The organism is Methylomicrobium lacus LW14, from assembly GCF_000527095.1.
Classification (GTDB): Bacteria; Pseudomonadota; Gammaproteobacteria; order Methylococcales; family Methylomonadaceae; genus Methylomicrobium; species Methylomicrobium lacus.
In genome coordinates this window covers 3,589,237-3,614,973 of sequence record NZ_AZUN01000001.1, presented here as the reverse complement: position 1 = coordinate 3,614,973, position 25,737 = coordinate 3,589,237, and the positions used below count along the sequence as shown (strand labels likewise).

Sequence of the window (25,737 nt, the reverse complement as noted above, 5' to 3'; positions counted from 1 at the left end):
ACATTAAAATAATCTTACGCCGCGACCAGTCAGATGTCAAACTCGTCTAATCTCGAACCGGAATCGGTGAATTATCGGGCTATTCAGACTCTCAAAACATCACGTATCACGGCCATATGACGTCTTGAGTGAACGAGCGACCCAAGAAGAGGGCCTTTGTTAACAAGCATGTATGCTAGAGTGCCGAAGGGCCATAAATATGCTGCTTGCGCTGAAGCGGATCAGCATCGCTGACGTCACCATACATTGAGAATCATGCGCGCGCTGTCCCAAAGCTTTTTGATCAGAGCCGACATGGCGCATGCCTATCAACCTCACTTCCCCACGGCCTACGACGCGGATCATAAAGTCTTCGTAAACAAAAAGGCTCCGTGATCAAAGCCAACGCGAACCGACGCTACAACTCCGAAAGTATCTCCACCGCGCGCTTCATCCATTGGTGCGAGGAAGCCGGCGTTCCCTATCAACGCTACTCGCACCGCTACGACCTGCCCTGCGGCAGTACGATCGGACCGATCGCCTCGGCGAAGCTCGGCATCCGCAGCGTCGATATCGGCTGCCCGATGTGGGCGATGCACAGCCTCCGCGAAAGCGCTGGCGTGTTGGATCACGATTATATGATCCGGGTATTGAAGCAGTTTTTCAGCGATTACCCCCCTCTACACTGCACTGCCGCCGGGCAAGACCCTGCCCGGCTTTCCACTCGCTTACACGTTCGGCTTATCGGCCATCGCTTACTGCCCGGGCATCGCTTTTCAATTTTGCGATTCTGAAGCTGAAAGGGACAGCAAACTGGCCATGATCCGCGATAGACCTTTGGCGGACTGGTGATCCTTATACATAGTTTGCAAACATCAGCAGGCTTTTACTCTCCAAGACAACTCATCTTTAAAGCTAACCGCATAAGGATTCGTACGTATTGTGCGCTTACCTCTTATCTTGTAGTTTTAACATGCAAAAGTTACATGTCCATATGTTACTTTCCAGCCCCATACCGAGACAATAGGCACAAGTCGCCTTAGGTAATGGCAACCTTATCTCACCAGGAGAGGATTATGCATAGAGTCAACACGAGTACACAAAAAATGACCGCGGTATGTCTGTTTATCGCAGGAATTTTATTCAGCCTGACGGTTTCCGCGGGCGAGACGGATCCCTCGGGAAAGAAGAAGAGGATCCCTTTGCATAGAGACCCCATCGTCAAGAACGCCGCCCGCATGGTCGGCCAGGGCCGGGATATTTTCCGTTTCGATACCTTTGGCGATGAGAAATTCTGGGGCGATACGCTGCAGTTGCATCAAGCCATCCAGGGCGAACGCTTTGGCGGAGTCGGCGCAGGGCTCTCCCCCCAGCAAGCCTTGGGAGTGGGTCTGAAGGTGGACGTCGATGCGCTCCCGAAGCAAATCGTCCACCAGCTCAAACGGGGCAAGGTCGACCTGAACGATGTCGCGGTCACCTTGGCCCTCCTGCAGCAAAATGCGGTTGTGGGCGTCAAAGGCAACTTCAATGAGAACGGCGCGTTGAAATCGGTCGGCATTACCTGCGCCCTCTGCCATTCCACGGTGGATGATTCCCTGACGCATGGCGTTGGCCACCGGCTGGACGGCTGGGCGAACCACGACCTCGATGTCGGCGCGATCATCGCCTTCGCGCCCAATCTGCAACCTGTCACCGATTTGCTGAAGCTCGTTAACGGACCGCAATTAAGCAACGACGACGTGCGCGCGGTATTGAACAGTTGGGGGCCCGGCAAGTTCGACGCGGAACTGCTGTTTGATGGCAAGACAGTCAATCCGCAACAGATAACCAACGGGGAAGTTACCGCCACCAATGTGCCTGCGGCAACCCTGCTCCCCGACGCCTTTGACCTTGCCGGGTTCAACCAGCATACCTGGACCGGCGATTGGGGCTCGGTCCCTTATTGGAACGCGCTGGTGGCCGTGCTGGAAATGCATGGAGTCGGCAACTTTTTCGATCCCCGGCTGGACGACCCCGTCAAGTTCCCGATCGCCGCCGCGAATAAGTTTGGCCATACGTCGGTAAGCCCAAACAAGGATCAGGTCACTTCCAAACTGCCGGCGCTCCATTTCTATCAGTTGGCCCTGCCGGCGCCGAAGCCGAAAGCCGGCATTGATTTTGATCCGGCGGCGGCCAAGCGGGGAGATGCGTTGTTTAGCGGCAAGGCCAATTGCACCAGATGCCATGCCGAGCCGCTGTGGACCGAGCCGGGCTGGAACCTGCATACCCCGGAAGAGATGAAGATCGACAGCTTCCAGGCGGACCGGGCGCCTGGCAATACCTACAAGACGATGAACCTGGCCGGCCTCTTCGTGCGCGAACGCGGCTTGTTCATGGACGCAGCGAACAAAGGGCGCTTTTATCACGACGGCCGTTTCATGACATTGATGGACGTGGTCGAGAGTTACACTGCGCGTTTTAACCTGAATCTGAACGACACGGAAAAACAAGACTTGGTCGAATACTTGAAATCGTTGTAAGAAGGATGGGACGACGGTCGCCATCACACAATGGCGACCGTCATCGGTTGACCTATAACCAATCGGCCGAGTACGCCGATGTCTGCCTACGACTGATGAATGTGCATTCGACATGAAAAAGTCGAGGGACATCTGTGCGTAAATGCTGGATTTCGTACTTCAACCGAGTATACGCGCTAAACCGTATCTACCTGGATTCAATGTATTCACGCATTTTATTTGCGGTATTGCGAAGGATCATATTGGCACCGGATTCCATAATAAACCGCGGAGGGAAATGCTCATCTGATTGCATTACCCGGAAATAAACGAGAGATGTGTTTTGATGTCCGCGTTTTGCTTCAAAATAGAAATCACCTTCCATACCCGCAAAGGTGCCCTGAGTCACTACAAAGTGGATCCATCCTGGATCTTTGTCGTGGAATTGAATCAACGAGAGCATTTTCCAACCCAAAATTCCGCCTTCAATCGCCACTTTGGCGGGGGCTTCAATCACTTTGATGTCATCGATAAATGGAATCAGCTTCTCGTAGACTTCATAGCGTGTAAGAATATCTCGTGTAACCGATACAGGCGCATTGATTGTAAATGCAGCGCCTGCTTGGTATGTTTCTAAAAAAGGTGGATTTGGAGTTTTGCCCAGTTTTGTGGTGACATAGGTCTCATCATCTTCGATAAGAGCCTCATAGTCTTGTGAGCTCAGAAGCGACTGGATTCTTGAAGCTTGCAAGGATGCGCTTGCCGCAATTCCCATGCAGTTGTATCCCATCGCCACAATTACAATCACCCAGCATTTTCGCATAGACATAAAACCGACTATCGATTAGAAGAGCTGTTAGCCCCCAGTTTTGCAGGCTTTAAGAAAGGGGGCATCGACGACCCAGAAGATAGATATTTCAGCCATCTATCATGACTTGAAAGAGCACCTCCCTACGGTTTGTGGAATAATGCAACAAGCTTCATCTTGGCCACTTGTTACTTGCTATAGAGACATCTTGGGTCCAGCAAGCGAATTTGATTCCGCTTTAAATCCAGGGTATTCAGTCAGCAACTCCAGTATTACCGTTTCACAAGCCCCGCAGCCTGCACTAGCCCCGGTAATTCTCGAAATTCTTTCCAGATTGTCGACCCCATTGTCGATAAGTTTGATGATTTGCTGTGTAGTCGTTCCGCTACAGTGACAAATCACGTCGTTTTTTCTGTCCGGATAGTCTGAATGGATCGTGTTCATCGGCATTTTAGGCAAGCGCCTGCATCTGAGCCAACAGCCAATCCGTCCAGGCCGAAAAGTTTTCGCCCTGGGTCGATGACAGCCGGATGATCTGGATATCCGGATTGACCCGCCGCGCGTAATCGATACAGCGCTCGATGTCGAAATCGACATACGGCAATAAATCGGTCTTGTTGATCAGCATCAGATCGGCGGCATGAAACATGTCCGGGTATTTCAGCGGCTTGTCGTCGCCTTCGGTCACCGACAGCACCACGACCTTGTGCGCCTCGCCCAGGTCGAACGAAGACGGGCAGACCAGATTGCCGACATTTTCGATCGCGAGCAGGCTGTTGTCCTGCGCGCCCAGATCCATCACCGCATGGCCGATGCCGTGCGCATCGAGATGGCAGGCGCGGCCGGTATTGATCTGCACCGCCGGCGTGCCGGTGGCGCGGATGCGGTCGGCATCGTGTTCGGTCTGCTGGTCGCCTTCGATCACCGCAATCGGAATCCGATCTTTCAAGGTCTTGATCGTTTCGACCAGCAGGGTCGTTTTGCCGGCGCCGGGGCTGGAAACCAGGTTCAACACAAAAATATTGTGTTCCTTGAAGTACGCCCGGTTTTGCATCGCGTAGGCATTGTTCTTGCCGAGCAATTCCTGCTCGATCCTGACCAGGCGGCCGGCGTCGGGCTCGTCATGGCTATGGTCATGTTGATGGTGGTGGTGACCCTGGCTCAACACGAATCGGTGAGTCTGTTTGGGCTCAGTGGAGCCGCAACCGCATATTCCGCACATAATGATTCCGCAACTAAATGACTATCAAATCTTTAATTTTCATCTCCGCGCCCTGGACGACGTCCACATAAGGGCAGCCGCACTCGGCGCAGGGATCGTATAACGTTTCGATGACCGACTGGCGCCCGCATTGCCGGCACAGCCCAATGCCGCTCGCTTCGGTGATCACCAGTTCGGCGCCTTCGGCCAACGAGCCTTGCATGACCACATCGAAGCCGAAGCGCAGCGCTTCCGGTTCGACGCAGGACAGTTTGCCGATTTCCAGAGTCACCCGCGTGACTTTGGCGAAGTTCTGGCTCTGCGCGTGGCTTTCGAGAATTTCGCGCACGTTTTCGAGCAATGAAAGTTCATGCATGACGACTGCTTCCAAAAAAAATCACCCGTGGGAGCGACGCCCACGTCGCGACAGGAGGCTTTAGTCGCGACGTGGGCGTCGCTCCCACCACTCGCTTATCGATTTTCACGGGGATGGCCGTAACTCTCGGGACGGGATTTGCAATTCCGTCTCTCATCGTTTTTACGATGCCGATACGCCTAAGCATCCATCAAATCCTGCGGACGGGGCAACATGCCCCGTCCGGCGAGAGGGTGCCTGCTATCGGCTTGTTGCCGCCAGACCGCAACATCGGTATGACTCAACAGACTCAAGGCAAACCGGCAAGCCTGTTGCAGATTTTTCCCGGCATTTTCGCTCAATTCCTCGCCCAGTTCGAACGACTCGCCCTTGATGCCGAGCAGAAAACACGGAGGCGGCGGCTGTTTTTTGATCGATCGGTAAACCGCCATCACCGCCGCCGGGCTCATCGCATGGGTCGTGTAACTGTTATCCTGCGCCGGTTCAAGCTCGGTCAATTCGAAAGGCCCTGCGCAGCTTACCGAAGCGTCGACAAACAGAACAAGCTTTCGATCTTCCAGGTCCAGCGCATGTTCGATCTGCAACTGAAAATCGGTCAGCAGCTCGATTTCGCTCAAATCGCCATGCCCCTCGACATATTCAAGCAGCAGCGGCCCCAATGCGTCGTCGCCCCGGCTCAGATTGCCGCAGGCCAGCAGCAGAACGGGCTTAGTCATGCCTGTCAATGGTGCCGTCGTTGTGCTTGACCAGCTTGTCGACCAGCCGGCCCTCGGCATCGACCAACTCAAGCTGGAGCGGCATTTTGCCGACCGCATGGGTCGCGCAGGACAAACACGGATCGTAGGCGCGTATCGCGACTTCCAGGTTGTTCAACAGCGGCTCGGTCAGTTCGCGACCGGACAGATACGTAGCCGCCACCTGCCGCACCGACTCGTTCATCGCCATGTTGTTGCTGGTGGTCGAGACGATCAGATTGGCCTTGGTCACGATGTCGTTTTCATCGACCTGGTAATGGTGAAACAGCGTGCCGCGCGGCGCCTCGATCACGCCGATGCCTTCGAAGCGTTTTTCGCCCTGGGTGACCAGGTCGTGCCCGATGATGTCGGGATCGTGCAGCAATATCTTGATGCTTTCGGCGCAATGGAGGAGTTCGATCAGGCGCGCCCAGTGAAACGCCAGCGTGCTGTGCACCATCGCCTCGCCGCTGTGCGCCTTGAACTCCAGGCGGGCCGCCTCGGCCATCGGTGTATCGATGAAGTCGCAGTTATTGACCCGTGCCAACGGTCCGACGCGGTACCAACCGCTTTCCTTGCCCACGGACAACAGATAGGGAAACTTCATGTACGACCAGGAGCGGACTTCCTCATGAATAGCTTCGTTATAACGGCAATAATCGAAATGATCCAGAAGCGTTTCGCCTTGAGCGTTTTTCGCGCGAATGCCGCCGTGATACAGTTCCAATGCGCCGCCTGGCTGAATCAGGCCCAGATAATTGCTGCGTATCGTCGCGAACTCGTCGTAAAATGGCAGGCTGGAGCAATGCACTTTTTTGATCAGCGCGACCGAATCCGCCGCCCATCGAATCATCTGATCGACATCTTCCAGTAAAGTGTCGCACTCGCCCTTGGTCAGCGACTTGTTCATGCCGCCGGCGATCGCGCCGGTGCCGTGAATGCGCTTGCCCGACACCATCCGAATCACTTCCTGCCCGTACTTGCGCAGCTTGACGCCTTGCAGGCCGATGTCGGGATAGGCGTTCAAGACCGCGATGATGTTGCGCTTGCCGATGTCGCTTTCGAAGCCGAACAACAAGTCCGGGCTGGATAAATGGAAGAAATGCAGCGCATGCGACTGCAGGACCTGGCCGAAATGCAAGAGGCGCCTTAATTTGGTCGCGCTCGGCGTCAGGTTTTCAGGATCGACGCCGACCAGTTGGTCTATCGCCTTCGCGGCCGCCAGATGATGGCTGACCGGGCAGATGCCGCATAAACGCTGCACCAGCACCGGCAACTCCCAGTAAGGCCGCCCCTGGATGAAGCGCTCGAAACCGCGGAATTCGACGATATGCAGCCTCGCCTGCTTGACCTTGTTGTTTTCGTCGAGCAATAAGGTGACCTTGCCGTGGCCTTCGACGCGCGAGACCGGATCGACCACCACGCGTTTCAGATTTTCGCTGTTCTCGGCGGTTTCTAAATGTTCGTACATAGACTTCTCTAAAATTTAACCAGAACAACAGGTATGGCCCAATTGTTTCGGCGGGCAAACAACCGTTCCGTATGAACAAAAGACGCAGCAATCGCCCTGCTTAGGTTTAAATAAAGCCTGGCAATTCGTACATTGGTAAAAATAAATACAGGAATCGGTCGGCATGATTTCCTGTTTTTCAAATCCGCACTCGGGACACGTCAGCACCGATGTCAAAACAGGTTTCGTCTCTGATCGCTTAATCATAATGCACCAGTTCATAAGACAACGACGGCTCGCGCCCTTCCAGCAAATCGGTCAGAAATTTCCAGAACACATCCGCCGACGGCGGGCAGCCGGGCAGGAAATAATCGATCTTGACCACTTCATGCACCGGCCGCACCTTGTCCAGCAATAACGGCAACTCGGGATCGTTCGGAATCTGCGGATTCTCGACGCCGATGCCGTCCAGATAGGCTTCCTGCAGGCATTCTTCCAGCGGGATGAAGTTGCGCAAGGCCGGCAAGCCGCCGTTGATCGCGCAGGCGCCGACCGCGACCAGGATTTTGCAATTCTTGCGGAACTCGCGCAGCACATGCACGTTTTCGGAATTGCAGACGCCGCCTTCGATCAGGCCGATGTCGCAATTCGTGCAGTGTTCGATATCAGTGATCGGCGAGCGGTCGAATTCGACCACTTTGGCCAATTGCAGCATGCGTTCGTCGATGTCGAGGAAGGACATGTGGCAGCCGAAGCAGCCCGCCAGCGAGGTGGTGGCGACGCGGATTTTTCTATTAGCCATGTTCGCCTCTCTCCTCTTCCAAGCTAACTGCATCGATCTCTCTATGGTCATACACCCGCTCGCCGATCGGCACCGTGTAGCCGGTGCGTTTGATCAGAATCGCACCGGTCGGGCAGATAGTGGCGGCTTGATCGGTCGCCTCGAGATCGGTGTCCTTCAACAGGCCGCTTTCGGCGTTCACGATCAGATGCTTGTTGATGCCCCGACCGCTGATCGCGAACACGTCCTTGCCGTCTTTTTCCCGGCTGGCGCGCACGCACAGCGTGCAGAAAATGCAGCGGTTGTGGTCGATCAATACGTCAGGGTGCGAGGCATCCATGTTCCGCTTCGCATAAAAGTGCGGAAAATGATTGTCGAGCATGTTCAGATGATAGGCGACCGCCTGCAACTGGCAGTTACCGGTTTTTTCGCAGCCAGGGCACAGATGATTGCCTTCGACGAACAGCATCTGGGTGATCCGCCGCCGGTCGGCGTTCAACTCCTCGCTATGGTTCTGAATATCCTGGCCCTCCGCGGCCGGGAAGGTGCAGGCCGAGCAGATTCTGCCGTTGACCCTGACGTTGCAGAGTTTGCAACTGCCGTGCGGCGTATAGCCCGGATGATGGCAGAGATGCGGAATGTAGACGTCCGCCGCGGTCGCGGCCTCCATGATCGTTTGCCCCTCGGTGAAAGGGATGGCCTTGCCGTCGATCGTGATCGTTTTACTCATGTTCTGCCGCCGTTTGTTGCAAATGCGCCGCCGCATCGTTCCGGTTCGCCATGCGCCGCGCGGTTTCGAGCGCGCCGTCAAGATCGAAGCCCGGTTCGAAACTGATTTTCTTCAAGCGGCTTTGATAAAGCTCGGGATAGCGTTCCAATGTCGTCAACACCGGGTTCGCGGCCGTTTGCCCGAGGCCGCAATGGCTGTTCGTCTTGATCAGGCGGCAAATTTCTTCCAGAGCGACCACGTCGCCAGCCGAGCCGTGGCCGCCTGTGATCTTGTCGAGCTGATTTCGCAGCAGCGAGGTGCCGACCCGGCACGGGGTACAGAAACCGCAGCTTTCATGCGCGAAGAAATGGGTGAAATTATGTGCGATGGCCAGAATGTCGCGGTTGCCGTTAAAGACGATGAACGAGCCGCCGGTAGCCAGATCCTCGAACGCCAGCTTGCGGTCGAATTCCTGGTCGGAAATGAAGGTTCCGGAAGGTCCGCCGACCTGCACGCCGAGCACGTCGCTCGCGCCGCAGTCGTCCAGAATGGTACGGACCGTCGTGCCGAACGGGTATTCGTAAATGCCGGGTCTGGCGCAATCGCCGCTGATGCTCAGAATCTTGCTGCCTTGCGATTTTTCGGTGCCGCTTGCGGCAAACCAGTCGCCGCCATGGACCGCAATCGCGGATGCCGCAAAGAAGGTTTCGACATTATTCACGACCGTGGGCCTTCCAAGATAGCCGCTGGTGACCGGATACGGCGGACGGTTGCGCGGGATGCCGCTTTTGCCTTCCAGCGATTCGATCAGGGCGGATTCCTCGCCGCAAATATAGGCGCCGGCACCGAGCCTGATTTCGATGTCGAAATCCACTGCCCCGCCCAAAATTCCCGCCCCGAGCAGTCCGGCCGCGCGGCGCTCTGCCAGAATGGCTTGCAGTTTGTCGTAAAGATGCAGATATTCGCCGCGCAAATACAGAAAACCCTGCTTCGCGCCGATGATCGCGGCGCACAGGGTCATGCCTTCGAACACCTGATCCGCGAACGAATTCAGCAGCACCCGGTCCTTGAAGGTGCCGGGCTCGCCCTCGTCCGCATTGCACACCACATAGCGTTCGGTTTGCGGCTCTTCGGCGCAGAAGCGCCATTTCATTGCGGTCTTGAAGCCGGCGCCGCCCCTGCCCCGCAAGCCCGACTTGTCGATTTCTATCAGGGTTTCCTTGAAGCCTCTTGCGAGTGCCGCCTTCAATGCTTCGCCTGGCGCAATTGGGCTGTCCAGCAATAAGCCCGGCCTGCGGATATTATCCTCAACCTGAAAAAACTCGGCCGGCCATTCCTCCAGCGAAATTTCCCCGTTGATCAGTTCGGCGATCTGGTCGATCCGGCTCCGGTCGAGACGGGTCAAGGCGTAACCGTTGACCAGCCCTGCCGGCCCCTGGTCGCACATGCCGGTGCAGGAGGTGTTGTCCAGACTCACCACGCCGTCGCTGCGGACTTCGCCGACCGCAACGCCCAGTTTACCCGCCAGATAAGCCATCAACTCCTGCTTGCCCAGCATATGGTCGGTGATCGAATCGCTGATCAGCAATTCATAACGGCCCTTGGGATCAGTCGAGAAAAAACTGTAGAATTCGGTGGCATCGATGATCCGGGTTCGCGGTATGCGCAAGACTTCGGCCAGCAGTTCGGCTGCATCGGCCGGAATATGATGGTAGCGGGCCTGAACCGCTCTTAACATTTCCAGCAAGTGCGTCGGCCGAAAATCGTGTTTTGCTGCAAGACGCTGAATGAACTGTCGCATGGGAACCGCCTGGCTGGGTCTGATTTTAAAACGGCTATTTATTTTTTATCCAAGATCGCGGTTAAATAGTATTAATATCCGGTTATTAGTTCAACAGGTTTCAATATTATTACCGAGCATCTTGTCATTACGATTACAGGCTATGTCCAGGGCGTGGGCATGCGGCCGTTTATCGCCCGCCTTGCGGGGCTGTGCCGGCAGAACGGCTGGGCCGCCAATACCGCCGAAGGGCTGACGATTGCGATCGAAGGCGAGCCCTTCTTGCAGCAACAGTTTATTGATCGCCTGCAAAGCCAGTTGCCGCCTCTGGCCCGCATCGTCTCGCTGACGGTCGACAGGCAGCCTGCGGCCCATTACCCCGATTTTCAGATCAAAGCGAGCCGCGACGAAGGCGGTTCATCGGCCTTCGTCTTACCCGACATCGCGTCCTGCCCGGAATGCATCAACGATATATTCAATCCCCACAGCCGCTTTTACCGCTACCCTTTCACCAGCTGCACGGACTGCGGCCCGCGTTACAGCATCATGCAGAAGAGCCTGCCTTACGACCGGGAGCGCACGGCGATGGCCGGCTTCGTGATGTGCGCGGACTGCGAACGCGAATATCGGTCTGCCGACAACCGGCGCTTTCACGCGCAAACGATTGCCTGCCCAAACTGCGGGCCGGTCTTGAGCCTGCTCGACCCGGCCGGCAAGCGCTTGGCCGAGCGCGATGATGCCTTGCTCACCGCAAGCGATTACTTACGGAAGGGAAAGATCATCGCGGTCAAGGGCATCGGCGGCTTTCAGCTCTGGGTCGATGCGGCCAATCAGGCCGCAATCGAACGCCTGCGGCAGAGAAAGCACCGCCCGCAAAAACCCTTTGCGCTGATGGTGGCCGATTTGGCGGCGGCAAAGCAATTAGGCATTATCAATGCAATAGAACTACAAACCCTGACCTCGCCGGCCGCGCCGATCGTGCTGCAGAGAAGACGGGAAAGCGCTCAGGTTGCCGATGCGGTCGCGCCCGGCACCGACCTGCTGGGGGTGATGCTGGCCTATGCGCCCTTGCATCATTTGCTGCTGCGCGAATTCGGCGCGGCGGTCGTCGCGACCAGCGGCAACCGCCAGAACGAGCCGATATGCATCGACAACGACCAGGCCCTGGACCGGCTGGCGGACATTGCCGATGTTTTCCTGACCCACGACCGGCCCATCCTGCGCCCGCTGGACGACTCGATCGTCCGGCTGATCGGCGGTCAAATGACCGTATTGCGCCGCGCCCGAGGTTACGCTCCCCTGCCCGTGCTATTGAAAACGGCGCTGCCCGATGCGCTGGCGGTCGGCGGCCATCTAAAAAATACGGTCGCCGTCTGCCATGACCGGCAAATAATTCTGAGCCCGCATATCGGCGATCTCGATTGCGCGGCTTCGCAGCGGCAATTCGAGGCCGCGTTGACCGACCTTCGGCAGTTTTACCGGATCAATCCGCAAAGGTTGATGCGCGACCTGCACGACGGCTACGGCAGCAGCCAGTATGCGATGCGGCAATCGCAGACGGCAAGCGGAAAAGTGCAGCATCATTACGCGCATATCCTCGCCTGCATGGCCGAGCACGGCCTGGAGCCGCCCTTGCTCGGCGTGGCCTGGGACGGCAACGGCCTCGGCGACGACGGCACCTTGTGGGGCGGCGAGTTCCTGAGGATTCACGACCACGGCTTCGAGCGTTATGCGCATCTGCGGCCGTTTTCGCTGCCCGGCGGCGGCAAGGCGATCGAGGAACCGAGGCGCGCCGCGCTGGGCCTGCTGCACGAGATATACGAGGAGCGCGTATTCGACCTGAACTTCCTGCCTTTTACCGAATCGGAATTGCAGTTGCTAAGCCCCGTATTGGCGAAACAAATCAACTGTCCGCGCACCACCAGCGCGGGCCGCCTGTTCGATGCGGTCGCGAGCCTATTGGGGCTTTGCCACCTTAACCAATATGAGGGACAGGCGGCGATGGCGCTGGAAAGCTGCGCGGCGAGAAGCGAATCTGACGCCGCTTACCCCTTCCGAATCATCGAAACCGAGCCTCGGGTGATCGACTGGCAAGACGCGATCGAAGCACTTTTAGCCGACATACCGAACCGTGATGCTGAATTGATCGCAAAAAAATTCCATAATACGCTGGCGGAGATGATCCTGGCGGTAGCGAAACGCGCCGGCGAACAGACCATCGTCTTGAGCGGCGGCTGTTTCCAGAATGCCTGTCTGGTGGAAGCCGCCGTCGAACGCTTAAAAACCGCCGGCTTCAAGGTGTTCCGGCATCAAAACATCCCCCCAAACGACGGCGGCCTGGCGCTCGGGCAGCTGTATGCGACAAAATACATCGGATAAATCTATGTGCCTAGCCGTTCCCGGACGCATCATCAGTCTTTCAAACGCAAGCGATCCCTTGGCGCGTACCGGAAGGGTCGATTTTTCCGGCGTTAGCCGGGAGATCAGCCTCGCCTATGTGCCGGAAGCGAAGGTCGACGATTACGTGATCGTGCATGCAGGCTTCGCGCTGTCGGTGCTGGACGAAGAGGAAGCCAAGGCCAGCCTTCAGGCTTTTCGGGAGCTGGACGCGGCGGGCGAAGACCGATGAAATATCTGCAAGAATACCGCGACCCTGCAACCGCCAAAAAACTGGTCGCGGCAATCAAGACGGCCGCGACTAGGCCCTGGAAGATCATGGAAGTCTGCGGCGGCCAGACCCATAGCGCGCTGAAGTACGGCATCGACCAGTTGCTGGACGGAGTGATCGAATTGATCCACGGCCCCGGCTGCCCGGTCTGCGTGACCCCGATCGAATACATCGACAAGGCGCTGGCGATTGCCCAAGCGCCGGGGGTGATATTCTGCTCATTCGGCGACATGCTGCGCGTCCCCGGTTCAGCCAGCGATCTGCTCGGTCTGAAGGCGCAAGGAGCCGATATACGGATCGTCTACTCGCCGCTCGATGCGCTGACCCTGGCGCAGCAAAACCCGGACCGGCAGGTGGTGTTTTTCGGCGTGGGCTTTGAAACCACCGCCCCGGCTACCGCGTTGGCGGCCTATCAGGCCAGACAACTGAACCTCGAAAACTTCACGCTGCTGGTCTGCCACGTGCGCGTGCCGCCGGTGATCGAAGCGCTGCTGCACTCGCCAAGCAATAAGGTACAGGGCTTTCTCGGCGCCGGGCACGTATGCTCGATCATGGGATACCACGAATATCTGCCCATTGCGGCACGCTACCGGATACCCATCGTGATCACCGGTTTCGAGCCGGTCGACCTGCTGCAAGGGCTGTATATGACCGTCCAACAACTCGAAGAAGGCCGCTTTGAAGTCGAAAACGAATACAGCCGGGTCGTGAAAGAGCAAGGCAACCTGCCGGCCCAGGAATTGCTGCTGAAGGTATTCGATACGGTCGACAGAAGCTGGCGCGGGCTCGGCCCGATTGCAGGCAGCGGCCTGGCGTTAAACGCCGACCACGACGACTGGAACGCCGAACAGAGGTTTCCGGTGGCGGGCATCGCTACCCAGGAATCGCCACTCTGCCGTAGCGGAGACGTATTGCAAGGCCTGATCAAGCCGACCCAATGCCCCGAGTTCGGCGTCCGCTGCACTCCCGACAAGCCTCTGGGGGCGACCATGGTTTCGTCCGAAGGCGCCTGCGCCGCCTATTTCCATTACCGCATCCATCCTCATGTCTGACCTGGAACTGAACTGCCCCTTGCCGCTGCAATACGACCGGATCGTGATGGCGCACGGCGGGGGCGGCCGCCTGATGCAGCAACTGCTGGACAACCTGATCCAGCCGGCTTTCAGCAATCCGCTGCTGAACCAGAAACACGACAGCGCGGTATTCGACATCAACGGTGTGAGGCTCGCCTTCACGACCGATTCCTATGTCGTGAAGCCTTTGTTTTTTCCCGGCGGCGACATCGGCAAGCTGGCCGTATGCGGCACCTTGAACGACCTGGCGATGAGCGGCGCGAAGCCTTTGTATTTGACCTGCGCGCTGATCATTGAAGAAGGCTTCCCGATGGCAGACCTCCAGCGTATCGTGCAGTCGATGCAGCGCACGGCCGAAGAGGCAGGTGTTTTGATCGTGACCGGCGACACCAAAGTGGTCGACAAGGGCAAAGGCGACGGCGTCTTCATCAATACCGCGGGCATCGGCCTGATCGAAGCCGGCATCGAGAGCAATCCCCGCCGAATTAAAGCGGGCGACAGCATCATCCTGAACGGCGACCTGGGCCGGCACGGCATCTCGGTGATACTGGAACGCGAAGGCCTGAATTTTGCGCACGAGATCGAGAGCGATTGCGCCGATCTTTCAGGACTCGTCGAAGACTTGCTCGCGTCCGGGATCGAAATCCATTGCATGCGCGACCTGACCCGAGGCGGCCTGGCGGCCGCGTTGATAGAACTGGCCGCGACGGCGCGGCAACACATCGAAATCAGGGAAGCTATGCTACCGGTTAACAGTAACGTCAAAAGCGCCTGCGAGATACTGGGTTTCGACCCGGTCTATATCGCCAATGAAGGCGCGTTTATTGCATTCGTTCCCGAAGAACAGACCGAACAGACCTTGTCCGTTTTGCGGCGGCACCCGCTCGGCCGGCAGGCTAGCCGGATAGGCCAGGTTAAGGCGGCGCATCCCCGCGGCACGGTCACGCTCGAAAACGTCATGGGCGTCAGCCGGGTTCTGGATTTATTCAGCGGCGAGCAACTGCCCCGGATTTGTTAATCACAGCGAAATCAATTGAGATCAATAATTTGCTGATCAATGGGGGCAAATCAGTCGAGTATGGCCCATAGATTTTTTTCGATTTTAAGCATTCAATAAATTAACTAAATATATTATTGATAGTTTAAAACCCAGAAATGATTATCATGAACACCCTGGAAAACCCAAAAGCCTCTATCGCACAAGCTCAACAGCCATTTGTTTTGCCTGCCAAATTCTGTTTTCCCAAGGCATTGCCGCGGCTTCCTATACGGGCTCTGATTCCTTTGACGGCAGCGAGCAGACCATGCTCTCTCGTTTTTCCAGACGATTAGACCCCCACCCCACCACGGAGTGCGAGACAGTACGCCCCGACATACTCCACCCGTACAAAACATACACTTTCAAAACCGATGATTCGGGGCAACTGACGGCAAGCTTTGACCCAACAGACGACTGTAACAAAAGTCTCTATGTCACTTTTCATAAGGGCAGATTTAATCCGGAGAACCTCTGCGCCAACTTTATCTGGACACATGGATTCAACGAGAAATTTACCGGCGAAACTTTCGACGTCCCCCCTTCCAGTGAAATGACCATGGTCGTCAATAGAATAGTTACTGCACCCTATGTGTCCTGCAAGCCGTTTACCTGGACATTGGATGGAGCCAATGCGCCACCAACCACTGGATTATGGATCAGCAAACTGTCCATCAAAGACAATGAAGGATCGGAAGATTCATGGCAGGCAACGTTTATTTATAATGCCGACCGCAGTGCAGGCGATATCTTTAACCCGCAAACTCAAAACTTGAAGGTTGCCGTAGGCGGCAGCAACATTAACATTCCTGTCGGTAAGCTGATCGGCGATGCCAAGGAGGGCTTTAGCTACAAAAGCCCCAAAAATGAAATCCCGGTCGTCAGCATTAAGGGCAACCCGTCAAAACAAACCCTGAATATCAAGGTCAGCAAAACGGACGTCGGCAACATGGGATCGGGCATAGCGACGTCTGTGAAGTTGGGCGGAGTTCTCAACCAATTTACGGCGCCCTTGACAAACGGCAAATATAAATCCGTAGCCAATCCTTTGAGCGACAGCTTTGTTGTTGTCAGCGGCAAAATACGCAATAAGGAGGGGGAAAACGACACGCTCACGGCCAGTTTTAAACTGGCTTCCCCAAGCCTGATAAGTACATTGGAAAGTTGCAATGGCGATTGCAAGGCGGTTGTTAAGCTCAAGTTATATCGTAATGCTGAGACAGCCCCGTTTGTTGATGAAGACTTAACAGACTTGCTGAGCGTCAGCGAAAAAACGCAAAATAATAACAAAAGCTATTCCATTAAAAAAAGTCCGGCAAAAAACAAGTTGACGGCTTTTCGCTACACCAGCAGCAATGGCTCGCTGAGCTTAGGACTTAATGTATTGGCGCTGCCATTTGCTTTAATAGAAGAAAAACTGGGTGTAGAGCTTACGATCGGGGAAAACACATACAAAACTTTTGTCACGTTATTTGCCAAGGATGATAAATTTTCAAGCTACAGCACCACCTTCTGAAACTAAAAAAATCATGGTGAATGAAGCATTGGCGACTGCAATTGTGGGGAAATTTGCCCTAATCTAACCTCGGCTCGGGATAAGAAAACGTTTAAAACCGGGAGGTTGAGTCCTTTTGATAATTAATTTCCTCATTCTTGGACCTTTTTTAGCCATGCGCTTTCCAATGGTCATCCTTTACCTCAAACCTGGGAGGCAGCCATGAACATTTTCAATGATGCGATCGAAACGCACATTCAATGGAACATACGGCTAAAACGCCACATAGAAGAAGGAATCATCCAGGACCTAAAAAAGGTGGCGGATTGCCATGTTTGTGACCTCGGACACTGGATTTATGGCGATGGCGTTCAATATAACTATTTGCCCTCCTTTGAATCGATGTGTACCGCACATGAACACTTCCACCGCATTGCGGCTGAAGTGGTTTACCACAGCAACGCAAATAACAAAGAGAAAGCCAGATCATTACTAGCAGCCGATGGGGTCTTTGCTCAGAGTTCTTCCAAACTGATTAAGGCACTGATGAGCTGCAGCAAAGATCTTTGCGATTCTGTAGTCAATGGAATAAGAAACAGGCGTAAAGTCAAGGACATATTACAAGCCAAGGAAAACAACACGATATTCTCAATTGAAGATCACTCGCCTGTTTTAAATGCAATAAAGATCATGGCTGATCATAACATCGGAGCGGTAGCCGTCACCAATAAGGGCTTTTTTCTCGGTATTTTTACTGAACGGGGTTATTTGCAGCATCTTATGTATAGAGGCGCACCCGGCCTGGAAGCCCCTGTTTCCGAGATGCTTGATATCAATACCCTATGTGTCGATCCGGATGATTCTGTGGAGCAGTGCATGATATTGATGACTTCCACGCATACGCGCCATTTACCTGTTCTGGAGAATGGCAAATTGATTGGCATGATCAGCATCGGGGATGTCATAAAACAAGTTGTGTCGGAGGACAGTAGTACCATCTCTCAGCTAACTGATTATGTCCATAATCGTTATGGCGTTCAGTAGCGGAGCACAATAGCTTCCGAACAATTTTTTTGCTCCGTTTTATCGTCCTTTGGGACATTCAAAAATAGAAGATCTTTCACTTAACCGGCTGTTCATTTTTTCGGGCCACATTTCTGAAAGTACATCCCTGTACTCCGGATGAAACGGTTCCCCAGGTCAGTGACGCTTACACTCGCCAATCATTGACTGCCCCCCAGCATTGATAAACGCCTTCCGCGCTTCGACGCCGGTATCGGGAAATTCGGTAAACAGGCCATCGACGCCCAGGTCATAGTAATAAGTCATCTCCTCGCGAGGATCGAAAAAGCCGTAGCCGCCGGCATCATTGCGGAAGGTCCAGGTATGCACCTGCAAGCCCTTTGCGTGCGCTTTTTCCAAAACGCCGGTGCTGCCATCGACGCGGCGGTCGTTGATCGTGATCTGCCCGTCGCCATTGCGATCGACTTGATCATCGACGGTTTTGACCAGATAAGGCTTCCAGGGGCCGACCGCATCGGCATAGGTTTTGACAAAATCCAGCCCGGCATCGGTCAACAGGTCTGCAAAGGTGCGCGGATCGCCGGAAACGACGAAGTCATATGGCTGGCGATAAGGCACGACCAAAGATATTGAGCCATCGGCGTTCACGTCATCGGCATCGATCAACTGCACCAAATTGATTTGGGTTCTACGGCTCAGATATTGCAGGTTGCCGACTTCGAAAGACTGGATAAATACCGGCGCGCAAGCGCTGTTTCCGTATGCCTTATGCAGCTTGTTCAGTAACTTTATCTCGAAGAAATGCTTGCCGAACAGTTTATGTTTCTTTCGATTCGTCACCGTCGCATGATAGGTCGAATGCTTGATCTCGGGATAGATGCCGATCGTACGACCGGTTTCCGCGCTCTTTTGCTTGGCCAGCGCAATCACTTGATCCAGCGTGGGTATCTCGTATAAGCCATTGTATTGCTGATCGCGGTTCGCCCGCGCTTGCACAGCGCGGAGGGTTTTAATTTCCGCCAGTGTAAAATCGGTCGCGAACCAGTCGTTGTACTCGACGCCGTCAACCATCCGCTGGGTCTTGCGGTCGGCAAATTCCGGGTGGCTGGCGACATCGGTGGTTGCCCCGATCATCGGCTCATGCCGGGCGATCATCTTGCCGTCCTTGGTCAACACCAAATCCGGTTCGATAAAATCGGCGCCCTGGTCGATAGCCAAGGCATAGCCTTCCAGCGTATGTTCGGGACGATAGCCCGACGCGCCGCGATGGCTGATCACGAGGGGCCTGACGACCGGCGCCAAGGTTTCAACCGGCTTGGCTTGGACTCTGTTCTGACAACCTAGTACGGCCACTGCCGCGACCGCCAGCCAGGCATGTTTGCTGAGTTCGTTTAACATAAATCGTATCCTTTAAAATCTGATGAAGGGGTACAAACGATAGAGCCAGCGTTGGCCTGAAAGTGCCCGAACTTGCCCGGCCGCTTGCAATCAATTAGTGGCTTCTGAGCTTGAGAAAGCGCAAATTATAGGTAGCGTTAGGTGACAGGATGATTACGGCATGATGCGCTACATACGTGGGCTAGCAGACAGACGGCTCAGGTCCGCTTTGATTATGATCTAAGCTGATTGACCCTCAATATTACGTTTGAACAACAGCTCATTTTGATTTTCCACGCTATCCGCCCGGAGATTCCCGCCGCTCAGCTTTAGGAGTCAGCGCATGCTTTTTGAACTCACCCACAAAGCCATCATCGTAATCTTAGCTTCCGGCACCCTGACGACCATATTGCCGAATGTGCCGCCGATAGCTACCTCGGTGGCAATGCCTGCCGTTCAACTGCCGAATGCTGAATTGCAGGATCAGCACGGCGCTTTGGTCCGCTTTACCCGCGATATCGTAGGTGACCGGATCATCGCAATCAGCTTCATTTATACCGATTGCAATACAACATGCCCGGTCATCTTGTCCATTTTCTCCAAACTGCAAAGCCGGTTGGGAGAAAAACAGGCCCAGAACGTGCGCATGGTATCGCTGAGTATCAACCCGGCAATGGATACGCCTGCACGGCTGAAAACCTATGCGGAGCATTTTGCTGCCAAACCCGAATGGATCTGGCTGACCGGCAAGAAAGCCCAAGTCGATGCTTTATTGAAAGCGCTGGAGGTCTACACTACCGATCACACCAACCATGCGTCGGCCATTCTTGTTGGCGACCCGATCCGCGGAGAATGGCGGCGCTTTAACAATTTCTCCAATCCAGAGGCTATTGCCGAAAAAATCGATGAACTGCTCGTCGCTCGCGAAGAAAGCCCCAGACAAAGGATAAGTGCTTCACATGAAATTCGTTAGCAATCGGGCATGAAGTAAATTTTCAGGACATACTTACCAAGGTCTTGTCCCGATGAAAAAGGCACTTGCGCCACATCCACCAGATGGAAATACCTGAAGAGAGCAATATCATCGCCTTATCAAGCAAGTTGTAATTAAAAAGCTTTAATTTCCAGCGCCTCTTTTTCCGGTCACAGTGATAGCGTTGCCGACATGCTTAGCCGAATCCGAATCGGCCATATAAGTAATCAGGGCATCTACATCGGCGTCGCTGAGTCTCAGATTCGGCATCGGAAGCCTGTTATAACGCTCAAACAATTGCGTCGCGATGGGATCTTTTTCCGCCAGCATCTGATCCGGAGTCTTCAGCCAGCGTGCTAGCCAGACACGATCCCGCATCTTGGTCACGCCGGCCAGCCCTGGCCCCAACCCCTCTTCTGTGCCCAGGCTATGACAGCCATCACAACGCGAACGATAGAGATCCTCGCCTAGGCTCATGTTGGGGAGGCGTGGCGCTTCGGCATAACTCGTTGGATTCGACTTAGCTACGGGCATGCGCTGTAGCGAATACCCGAGCAATCGAGCCAAAACCTTCGGCTCGTCGAAGGGCGAGCGTTTGATCCATTTCCCGGTGGCCTCATTGCCGACGATGAGGCTGATGTTGTGATTCTTCGCTTTTTCGTCCGGGCGCTCTTCACTGTATAGCCCCAGTTTTTTGCGCAGAAGCGTGATATCCGCCTTATTCCCGGTTAAGAATGTCCAGCCGGGTCCCACCCTGAACCTCCCGGAATATTCCTTGAGCACCGCCGGCGTATCGTGCTCGGGATCTATGGTGATCGAATAAAAGAAGACATCGCGGCCCACACGCTCACCCAGCGCCTTTTGGACCTGGCGCATGCTGGCCGTTTCTGCAGGACAAGCATCCGGGCAATGCGTAAAAATGAAATTGATCGCCACCACTTTATCCTTGATCAGGTCATCATAGAAGCGGACTGTTTTGCCGTCCTGCGTCACCAGGGAAATATTCGGAAAATAGTCCCCGCCCCACCGCGAACTCGCAGGAGCGGCCACAACCGGGCCGCTCCCGAGAATCGAAGCGATGCAGGCGAATAAAAGGAGAATGGCCGTCCTCCTCAAATATTCAACGGCATGCTGCATTTTCATCGCCTCCTCCTGTCAGGCCTCAGGGTATTAGTTGGCAGTCAGCAAGAGGGCTGTCGCATCCGTCCTTATAGGTCGGCAAAACATTTGAACTTTCATAAGAAACGCCTTCCCATCCCGAAACCGGCGTAGGCAGCACTATAGGGTTAAGTTGATCTTGAATATCCCAGCGCATGAGCATGGCTTTATCTTCGTGCTGCGTGTTATGGCAGTGCTCCATGTAAGTCCCGGCGAATTCCCTGAAGCGTATAGCCATCTCGACACTGTCTGTCGCATCCGTTAGAGGACCGATACGATAGACGTCCTTGCGCGCCCATTTTTCCCATATCGGCGGCGCCTTACCGCCGCGCTTCAGAATTTGTCCTTCTTCGAAATGAACATGCACCGGATGACTCCAACCACTGCCACCATTCACGATATGCCAGATCTCGGCGGCCCCCCCGGTCGGGGCGGCCGATAGCCGATGCGGATCCATGTTGAGACCTTGTCCGCCATCGGTCTTGATGGTCCAGGGCTGTGTGTCTGTACCGTTGCTTCGCCCAAACTCGAATTTCCTATGTATCGCGTTCTGGAGTTCATCCGCAGTAAAAGTGGGCAATGGGATCATCTGCAAGCCACCTTCGACATAATCGGCCGGATTCATGCTGTAGTCCGGGCAGCTGACGGGACGCCCTTTCTGCACGCATGAGTGCACGCGGAATTCGAGGAACTTGCCTACGCCCGGATCGCCATTGATGCCGTCGGCCTGGTATACCCCGCTCACGACATCCTCGAAGGGTATCGCCTGTTTCGGACCTCTGCCGTTATCGTGCTCCAGCAGGTTGACGAAGTAGAGCTTGTCTCCATCCTTGAAGTTTTTGAAGTCCACCACGATGTCGTATCGCTCGGCAATTCCTTGTGACGGCAGATCGGCGGACTCGGCATTAGGGAACGGCACCGTATGTTCCATCAGATTGCCATCATTGGCGATCATATGAAACGGCACGCGCTGGCCCTGCGCGTTGACCAGGGCGATCTTGAAGTAACGGGAAACACTGCCGTTCAAGAGGCGGAAGCGGTAACGGCGCGCGCGTACATCGAGATACGGCTTCCACTGCCAATTGACTGTGACCCGATCGCCGAGAAAGCCGTCCGTATTGAAAATATTAAAGAAGAGCTGGCCGTCCTGATCCCACGCTTTGTCGGCAATTATCAGGTTGACGTCGTAGTCGCGATTGCCCCAATCAAGGGCTGTGCCGCTGGGGAGACAAAGGTTTACGTTTTTGCCTGGATTGGCATAGTGACAGCCATAGCCGGGCTTTTTCGCATCGCCCCTCGCTTCTATCGCATTCGTAGCTTCCCGGCCACGATCCACGGCGCTGTAATAGTTCATCATGGCCGCGTTGCCCTTATAAACATTCTGCGCGGTGAAGTCGAGTTTATGGTCATGAAACCAATGCGTGCTCATCGTCTCGCGCCAGTCGCCCGGAATCTTGATAATGCCGCCGTTGCCGTCCGGCATACCGGCTGCAGGAACACTGGCCAAGGCATTGATACTGTCGTGCCCGGCAAGAATCATCGGCCAATTATAGTCATAGAACTCGCCCGGATAGAACCAAGAAGCTGTGTAACCGTCGCTCTCGGCCGGATTGTGACCGTTATGCTCGTGGGTGCTGATCTCCTTGCTTCCAAAACCATGGTTCGCCGTATCATCGATAGGGAGCGCATTGTAATGGCGGAATAATATAGACTCTCCATAGCGCGCCATCAGCAACTTGGGAGGAAAGGTGCCGTCGAAGGTCCAGACGGTATCCGGCCGCTGGACGGGCAGCATTGGGTGGAGTTTGACCTCGATGTTCTTCGCAGTTCCGCTGCTATGGTAGAGTCCTCCGCTACCGAATTCCCCTTTGCTGTAGCCGTGCCTCTGGTACAGATCGCGCAGACCCAGGTTCTTGCGGGCACCAGTCTGTGCACTCTGGAAGTAGACTTTGGGATAGATATATTTCCTATCATTAACTCCCGTCCACCGCTGATGGGCAAACCACACGCCCGGCGGCCGGCCTTCCAAAACGGTTCTCGGGAATGAGCCCGCACATTCCTCAATTTTTGCTTCCCAGGCATTCGGCAATAGCTCATTCGCGGCTTCGGTAGGAAACGGATGAAGAGGCTCTTTAATGAAATTATCGAGGTCCTGGCCATTGGGTAGACTCTGGCAGTCCAAAGGTCCAGGCAGCCTGCTCGTGTTCGAAGGCGGACTCGTCGGCATTGCCTGCAGACCGAACTCTTCGAACATCAGCAGTGGAGCGGTAAAAGCCGTGACGCATTGACCGTTGATACACAATGGGCTGGGTACTGCAGCCGGGGGAATATCGGTAACCCCCGTGGGAATATTGAATGCCGCATGAACCGGCCTGGCAGCAATCATACTGAGGAAGCAGGCCATAATAACTGCTGTGTTCAGTTGATTGCTTGAGCATTCTAAAGCATCTTTCGGGCCGATCGGACGGCTGCAGTTCGCAGGTTTATTCGGCATGACAGGGTAATGCCCTACCCCAACGGTTCCGTGTTCGGCTAAGTTCATCCTGTTGTTAATTTTATTCAACATGATATACCTCCATTTAATTTTATAGAATTGAATAAGAAAACCCATCTAAGCATGGCCTTAACGGTAATAAGACCCAGGGTCTTCATTATTTACTTGCGTCAGCAGGAGGGACTCATCCATCATTTTAAGATTGATCTGAAACCGGCCGACAAAAACCCCCTCACGAGTTATCATAATAATTCAGATTACTTAATTAACAGGTCGCATAGCTTTATATTTTCTGCGGTTTATTAACCAAAAAACTTTGCCTATTATTTCGTTCATTACCAGCGACCTCTTCAAAATATGCAATACATAAGAAACATGAATGCGATTATTTTTATATCGCAATGATTAACTCCGCATAACCATTATTCGTGCTTATAAGTAAGCGTTCTTATATTAACTCTAGTTAGATCGGTGCCCTGCATAAAGCAGGATAACAGCCGCATAATAAAGCAATAAAAGGCGCACATACAGATAAAAAGGCGATGCAATATAGAAAAGACCCTAGAATATAATTCGCCCAAGGTCTTTTCATTATCTAAAATGCTACGAATTTAAAGGCACACCCGAGCAACGTTGAAAAGTATCAATTGCGGCGAGTAAAGTTCTATAATGGGCCTGAAATGCGCCTTGCACACAGTTTTGAACAGGTGCCGCCGCAGGACGGTTAACATAGCAACTCTCTAACGCGACTGACAGTGTTTTGCCAGAAGCCGTGGCTGTTTGCATATAACTGTCGGTACAAGCTGACGGAGCTGGAGCGGTGGCGGTAAAAGCCAAGCCACTCAAACTTGAAATAGAGAGTGCCAAGACTCCGACAGCAAGGGTTCGCACCGTCATTTTTGATGAAATATTCATGATACAGTCCTCTTCATTAAAAGTTTTTAATGGGGTTTATAATGCGTCAAAGCATTTGTCGCTGCACGCCGGATGAATATCCTATTTATACCTTTGCGAAAATTCCTGACGCGCTGTTTTTGTCAATATGTTGTAAGCATCTTTTATACTGTCCCGTGCAGTTGTTAACAAAAGTTCCTTCCCTTTCAATAGCTTTTCTTTCTCTGCTTCTGTTGAAGCGCTTGTAGCGGCGTCAAATTTCTCTTTTGCAGAGTCAACATCCTGTTTTGCAGAAGCAACCTTTTTGCCATACATAGAAAGCAGTTCCTCATGAACCTTAGTATCTTTTCCGGATGCCTTAAGGACATCTATACGTTTCTGAATACTTGAAGAATTTTCATCCGCATCCGATATCAGCTGATTTTCCTTTGCGGCAACAATCTGTCCTTCTACGCGTTCCACACTGAGTCTGCTTTTTATCCATTCAGCCTTGATTTTATCGGCGACATTTTTGATGTCCTGCTTTGTTGCACTCTTGTTGATCTCTGATTTGAATGCCTTGAACATGTCAATTTCGGCATCAAGCTCGGCAACCAGACTTTTTCTTTCTGAATCGCTCAACGTCGTTATATCGTTTACTCGGGTTCTGAAAGGCCCAAGTTGCTTCAGGCGATTGTTAACTTGGGTTAAAAGATAATTTTTCCCTCTAAACACCATCACTTCCATGGTATCGAGACGGCCCTTTTCTTTGCCGAAAGCCTTCCCCGCTCTGAAGCTATCAGCTTTTGCGGTTGCATATTGTTCGTCTGCCGGCGGATTCTTCTCCTTGACTGCCTGTATTTTTGCAAGAGACGCGTTTTTTTCGGAAACATTGCCTACAAATGAGGGAGCAAGGATGGCCAGAACGAAAATAAAGGCTACAAGAATTAATGCTATTGAGAAGTTTTTCATAAAAATACCTCACGTTCCTAAATCAAGATCGAATATCGCCGCCGCCTTGTTCGGCGCCTTTGCGCTTGTTGAGCCCTAGCGCTGCTCGCGGATAGCCTGCGGTTGTGTCATTGACGTGTTTTTTACGGAACCCTTGTCAACCCATGAGAGTGCAAGGATTTCAAAATCCAACAAAATAACGGCTCCAAATACAGCCAGTGCTAAAAATTTCATAACAACACCCCAAATCAAGATCGAATATCGCGGCCACCTCGTTCGGTGCCTTTGAGCTTACTGTGA

The 25,737-nt window shown here is 53.9% G+C and carries 24 protein-coding genes and 1 pseudogene; 9 read left to right on the top strand and 16 right to left on the bottom strand.

What is annotated here, in order from left to right:
• Nucleotides 1-258: 258 nt before the first annotated feature.
• Nucleotides 259-647, top strand: a pseudogene (locus METLA_RS0116780) (M18 family aminopeptidase); the annotation flags it as partial.
• 534 nt (nucleotides 648-1,181) lie between these two features.
• The gene (locus METLA_RS0116775) at nucleotides 1,182-2,498 is read left to right on the top strand and encodes a hypothetical protein (protein ID WP_198408478.1); all 1,317 of its coding nucleotides are present in this window, start codon (nucleotides 1,182-1,184) and stop codon (nucleotides 2,496-2,498) included.
• 187 nt (nucleotides 2,499-2,685) lie between these two features.
• Here METLA_RS0116775 and METLA_RS0116770 read toward each other — a convergent pair whose 3' ends face one another.
• From METLA_RS0116770 to METLA_RS0116735, 10 genes are all read right to left on the bottom strand, one after another.
• Nucleotides 2,686-3,306 carry an SRPBCC family protein gene (locus METLA_RS0116770; RefSeq protein ID WP_161635423.1) on the bottom strand — a complete coding sequence of 207 codons (621 nt, stop codon included), beginning with the start codon at nucleotides 3,304-3,306 and terminating at the stop codon, nucleotides 2,686-2,688.
• Nucleotides 3,307-3,480: 174 nt separating this feature from the next.
• A complete protein-coding gene (locus METLA_RS21060) occupies nucleotides 3,481-3,729 on the bottom strand; it encodes a (2Fe-2S)-binding protein (RefSeq protein ID WP_051459847.1) in 249 nt (82 codons plus the stop codon).
• 7 nt (nucleotides 3,730-3,736) lie between these two features.
• Nucleotides 3,737-4,453: a hydrogenase nickel incorporation protein HypB gene (gene hypB, locus METLA_RS0116765; protein WP_024299644.1), complete on the bottom strand. Its 717-nt coding sequence runs from the start codon at nucleotides 4,451-4,453 to the stop codon at nucleotides 3,737-3,739.
• A 67-nt stretch (nucleotides 4,454-4,520) separates the two neighbouring features.
• A complete protein-coding gene (gene hypA / locus METLA_RS0116760) occupies nucleotides 4,521-4,862 on the bottom strand; it encodes a hydrogenase maturation nickel metallochaperone HypA (protein ID WP_024299643.1) in 342 nt (113 codons plus the stop codon).
• A 179-nt stretch (nucleotides 4,863-5,041) separates the two neighbouring features.
• Nucleotides 5,042-5,578: a hydrogenase maturation protease gene (locus METLA_RS0116755; protein ID WP_024299642.1), complete on the bottom strand. Its 537-nt coding sequence runs from the start codon at nucleotides 5,576-5,578 to the stop codon at nucleotides 5,042-5,044.
• Nucleotides 5,571-7,067 (bottom strand): Ni/Fe hydrogenase subunit alpha, encoded by a 1,497-nt coding sequence (locus METLA_RS0116750; protein WP_024299641.1) that lies wholly within the window; start codon nucleotides 7,065-7,067, stop codon nucleotides 5,571-5,573. Before METLA_RS0116750 ends, METLA_RS0116755 begins: the two co-directional genes overlap by 8 nt.
• Nucleotides 7,068-7,082: 15 nt before the next feature.
• The gene (locus METLA_RS23585) at nucleotides 7,083-7,313 is read right to left on the bottom strand and encodes a GDCCVxC domain-containing (seleno)protein (RefSeq protein ID WP_084480166.1); all 231 of its coding nucleotides are present in this window, start codon (nucleotides 7,311-7,313) and stop codon (nucleotides 7,083-7,085) included.
• Nucleotides 7,306-7,848, bottom strand: coding sequence for an NADH-quinone oxidoreductase subunit B family protein (locus METLA_RS0116745; protein ID WP_024299640.1), 543 nt, complete (start codon nucleotides 7,846-7,848; stop codon nucleotides 7,306-7,308). The genes METLA_RS23585 and METLA_RS0116745 overlap by 8 nt, the downstream gene beginning before the upstream one ends.
• Nucleotides 7,841-8,557, bottom strand: coding sequence for a 2Fe-2S iron-sulfur cluster-binding protein (locus tag METLA_RS0116740; RefSeq protein ID WP_024299639.1), 717 nt, complete (start codon nucleotides 8,555-8,557; stop codon nucleotides 7,841-7,843). The genes METLA_RS0116745 and METLA_RS0116740 overlap by 8 nt, the downstream gene beginning before the upstream one ends.
• Nucleotides 8,550-10,337 carry an NAD(P)H-dependent oxidoreductase subunit E gene (locus tag METLA_RS0116735; protein WP_024299638.1) on the bottom strand — a complete coding sequence of 596 codons (1,788 nt, stop codon included), beginning with the start codon at nucleotides 10,335-10,337 and terminating at the stop codon, nucleotides 8,550-8,552. The genes METLA_RS0116740 and METLA_RS0116735 overlap by 8 nt, the downstream gene beginning before the upstream one ends.
• An 84-nt stretch (nucleotides 10,338-10,421) precedes the next feature.
• Between METLA_RS0116735 and hypF the strand changes: the two genes are divergently transcribed.
• The 6 genes from hypF to METLA_RS21525 all read left to right on the top strand — a co-directional run bounded on the left by hypF (nucleotide 10,422) and on the right by METLA_RS21525 (nucleotide 17,632).
• The gene (hypF, locus tag METLA_RS0116730; protein WP_036281840.1) at nucleotides 10,422-12,695 is read left to right on the top strand and encodes a carbamoyltransferase HypF; all 2,274 of its coding nucleotides are present in this window, start codon (nucleotides 10,422-10,424) and stop codon (nucleotides 12,693-12,695) included.
• Between the two features lie 4 nt (nucleotides 12,696-12,699).
• Nucleotides 12,700-12,945 carry a HypC/HybG/HupF family hydrogenase formation chaperone gene (locus tag METLA_RS0116725; protein ID WP_024299636.1) on the top strand — a complete coding sequence of 82 codons (246 nt, stop codon included), beginning with the start codon at nucleotides 12,700-12,702 and terminating at the stop codon, nucleotides 12,943-12,945.
• Complete coding sequence (gene hypD, locus METLA_RS0116720; protein ID WP_024299635.1) at nucleotides 12,942-14,036, top strand: hydrogenase formation protein HypD; 1,095 nt, start codon at nucleotides 12,942-12,944, stop codon at nucleotides 14,034-14,036. Before METLA_RS0116725 ends, hypD begins: the two co-directional genes overlap by 4 nt.
• Nucleotides 14,029-15,075, top strand: coding sequence for a hydrogenase expression/formation protein HypE (gene hypE / locus METLA_RS0116715; protein WP_024299634.1), 1,047 nt, complete (start codon nucleotides 14,029-14,031; stop codon nucleotides 15,073-15,075). Before hypD ends, hypE begins: the two co-directional genes overlap by 8 nt.
• 286 nt (nucleotides 15,076-15,361) lie before the next feature.
• Nucleotides 15,362-16,609, top strand: coding sequence for a hypothetical protein (locus tag METLA_RS0116710; RefSeq protein ID WP_152539470.1), 1,248 nt, complete (start codon nucleotides 15,362-15,364; stop codon nucleotides 16,607-16,609).
• Between the two features lie 201 nt (nucleotides 16,610-16,810).
• Nucleotides 16,811-17,632 (top strand): CBS domain-containing protein, encoded by an 822-nt coding sequence (locus tag METLA_RS21525; RefSeq protein ID WP_024299632.1) that lies wholly within the window; start codon nucleotides 16,811-16,813, stop codon nucleotides 17,630-17,632.
• A gap of 156 nt (nucleotides 17,633-17,788) precedes the next feature.
• On the opposite strand, the gene METLA_RS0116700 is transcribed toward METLA_RS21525, so the two are convergent.
• Nucleotides 17,789-19,009 carry a glycerophosphodiester phosphodiesterase gene (locus METLA_RS0116700; protein WP_024299631.1) on the bottom strand — a complete coding sequence of 407 codons (1,221 nt, stop codon included), beginning with the start codon at nucleotides 19,007-19,009 and terminating at the stop codon, nucleotides 17,789-17,791.
• A gap of 322 nt (nucleotides 19,010-19,331) precedes the next feature.
• On the opposite strand from METLA_RS0116700, the gene METLA_RS0116695 reads away from it, so the two are divergent.
• A complete protein-coding gene (locus METLA_RS0116695; protein WP_024299630.1) occupies nucleotides 19,332-19,961 on the top strand; it encodes an SCO family protein in 630 nt (209 codons plus the stop codon).
• 144 nt (nucleotides 19,962-20,105) lie between these two features.
• Here the strand turns inward: METLA_RS0116695 and METLA_RS0116690 are convergent, their stop codons facing one another.
• The 5 genes from METLA_RS0116690 to METLA_RS22990 all read right to left on the bottom strand — a co-directional run bounded on the left by METLA_RS0116690 (nucleotide 20,106) and on the right by METLA_RS22990 (nucleotide 25,671).
• The gene (locus METLA_RS0116690) at nucleotides 20,106-21,104 is read right to left on the bottom strand and encodes an SCO family protein (RefSeq protein WP_152539469.1); all 999 of its coding nucleotides are present in this window, start codon (nucleotides 21,102-21,104) and stop codon (nucleotides 20,106-20,108) included.
• A gap of 19 nt (nucleotides 21,105-21,123) precedes the next feature.
• Nucleotides 21,124-23,685, bottom strand: a complete 2,562-nt coding sequence (locus tag METLA_RS0116685) for a multicopper oxidase domain-containing protein (RefSeq protein ID WP_198408477.1) — start codon at nucleotides 23,683-23,685, stop codon at nucleotides 21,124-21,126.
• A 531-nt stretch (nucleotides 23,686-24,216) separates the two neighbouring features.
• Nucleotides 24,217-24,528 carry a hypothetical protein gene (locus METLA_RS22720; RefSeq protein ID WP_152539468.1) on the bottom strand — a complete coding sequence of 104 codons (312 nt, stop codon included), beginning with the start codon at nucleotides 24,526-24,528 and terminating at the stop codon, nucleotides 24,217-24,219.
• A gap of 81 nt (nucleotides 24,529-24,609) precedes the next feature.
• A complete protein-coding gene (locus METLA_RS0116680; RefSeq protein WP_024299628.1) occupies nucleotides 24,610-25,458 on the bottom strand; it encodes a hypothetical protein in 849 nt (282 codons plus the stop codon).
• A gap of 75 nt (nucleotides 25,459-25,533) precedes the next feature.
• Entirely contained in the window at nucleotides 25,534-25,671 is a 138-nt protein-coding gene (locus METLA_RS22990; protein WP_161635422.1) for a hypothetical protein, read from the bottom strand.
• Nucleotides 25,672-25,737: the final 66 nt, after the last annotated feature.

Coding starts and splice junctions, on each gene's coding strand:
- METLA_RS0116685 (WP_198408477.1), bottom strand. CDS start 23,685: ATGTTGAATAAAATTAACAACAGGATGAACTTAGCCGAACACGGAACC.
- hypD (WP_024299635.1), top strand. CDS start 12,942: ATGAAATATCTGCAAGAATACCGCGACCCTGCAACCGCCAAAAAACTG.
- METLA_RS0116735 (WP_024299638.1), bottom strand. CDS start 10,337: ATGCGACAGTTCATTCAGCGTCTTGCAGCAAAACACGATTTTCGGCCG.
- METLA_RS23585 (WP_084480166.1), bottom strand. CDS start 7,313: ATGATTAAGCGATCAGAGACGAAACCTGTTTTGACATCGGTGCTGACG.
- hypA (WP_024299643.1), bottom strand. CDS start 4,862: ATGCATGAACTTTCATTGCTCGAAAACGTGCGCGAAATTCTCGAAAGC.
- METLA_RS0116755 (WP_024299642.1), bottom strand. CDS start 5,578: ATGACTAAGCCCGTTCTGCTGCTGGCCTGCGGCAATCTGAGCCGGGGC.
- METLA_RS0116745 (WP_024299640.1), bottom strand. CDS start 7,848: ATGGCTAATAGAAAAATCCGCGTCGCCACCACCTCGCTGGCGGGCTGC.
- hypE (WP_024299634.1), top strand. CDS start 14,029: ATGTCTGACCTGGAACTGAACTGCCCCTTGCCGCTGCAATACGACCGG.
- METLA_RS0116710 (WP_152539470.1), top strand. CDS start 15,362: ATGCTCTCTCGTTTTTCCAGACGATTAGACCCCCACCCCACCACGGAG.
- METLA_RS0116770 (WP_161635423.1), bottom strand. CDS start 3,306: ATGTCTATGCGAAAATGCTGGGTGATTGTAATTGTGGCGATGGGATAC.
- METLA_RS0116695 (WP_024299630.1), top strand. CDS start 19,332: ATGCTTTTTGAACTCACCCACAAAGCCATCATCGTAATCTTAGCTTCC.
- METLA_RS0116740 (WP_024299639.1), bottom strand. CDS start 8,557: ATGAGTAAAACGATCACGATCGACGGCAAGGCCATCCCTTTCACCGAG.
- METLA_RS0116700 (WP_024299631.1), bottom strand. CDS start 19,009: ATGTTAAACGAACTCAGCAAACATGCCTGGCTGGCGGTCGCGGCAGTG.
- METLA_RS21525 (WP_024299632.1), top strand. CDS start 16,811: ATGAACATTTTCAATGATGCGATCGAAACGCACATTCAATGGAACATA.
- METLA_RS22990 (WP_161635422.1), bottom strand. CDS start 25,671: ATGAAATTTTTAGCACTGGCTGTATTTGGAGCCGTTATTTTGTTGGAT.
- METLA_RS0116680 (WP_024299628.1), bottom strand. CDS start 25,458: ATGAAAAACTTCTCAATAGCATTAATTCTTGTAGCCTTTATTTTCGTT.
- METLA_RS0116690 (WP_152539469.1), bottom strand. CDS start 21,104: ATGAAAATGCAGCATGCCGTTGAATATTTGAGGAGGACGGCCATTCTC.
- METLA_RS0116750 (WP_024299641.1), bottom strand. CDS start 7,067: ATGTACGAACATTTAGAAACCGCCGAGAACAGCGAAAATCTGAAACGC.
- METLA_RS21060 (WP_051459847.1), bottom strand. CDS start 3,729: ATGAACACGATCCATTCAGACTATCCGGACAGAAAAAACGACGTGATT.
- METLA_RS22720 (WP_152539468.1), bottom strand. CDS start 24,528: ATGAATATTTCATCAAAAATGACGGTGCGAACCCTTGCTGTCGGAGTC.
- METLA_RS0116725 (WP_024299636.1), top strand. CDS start 12,700: ATGTGCCTAGCCGTTCCCGGACGCATCATCAGTCTTTCAAACGCAAGC.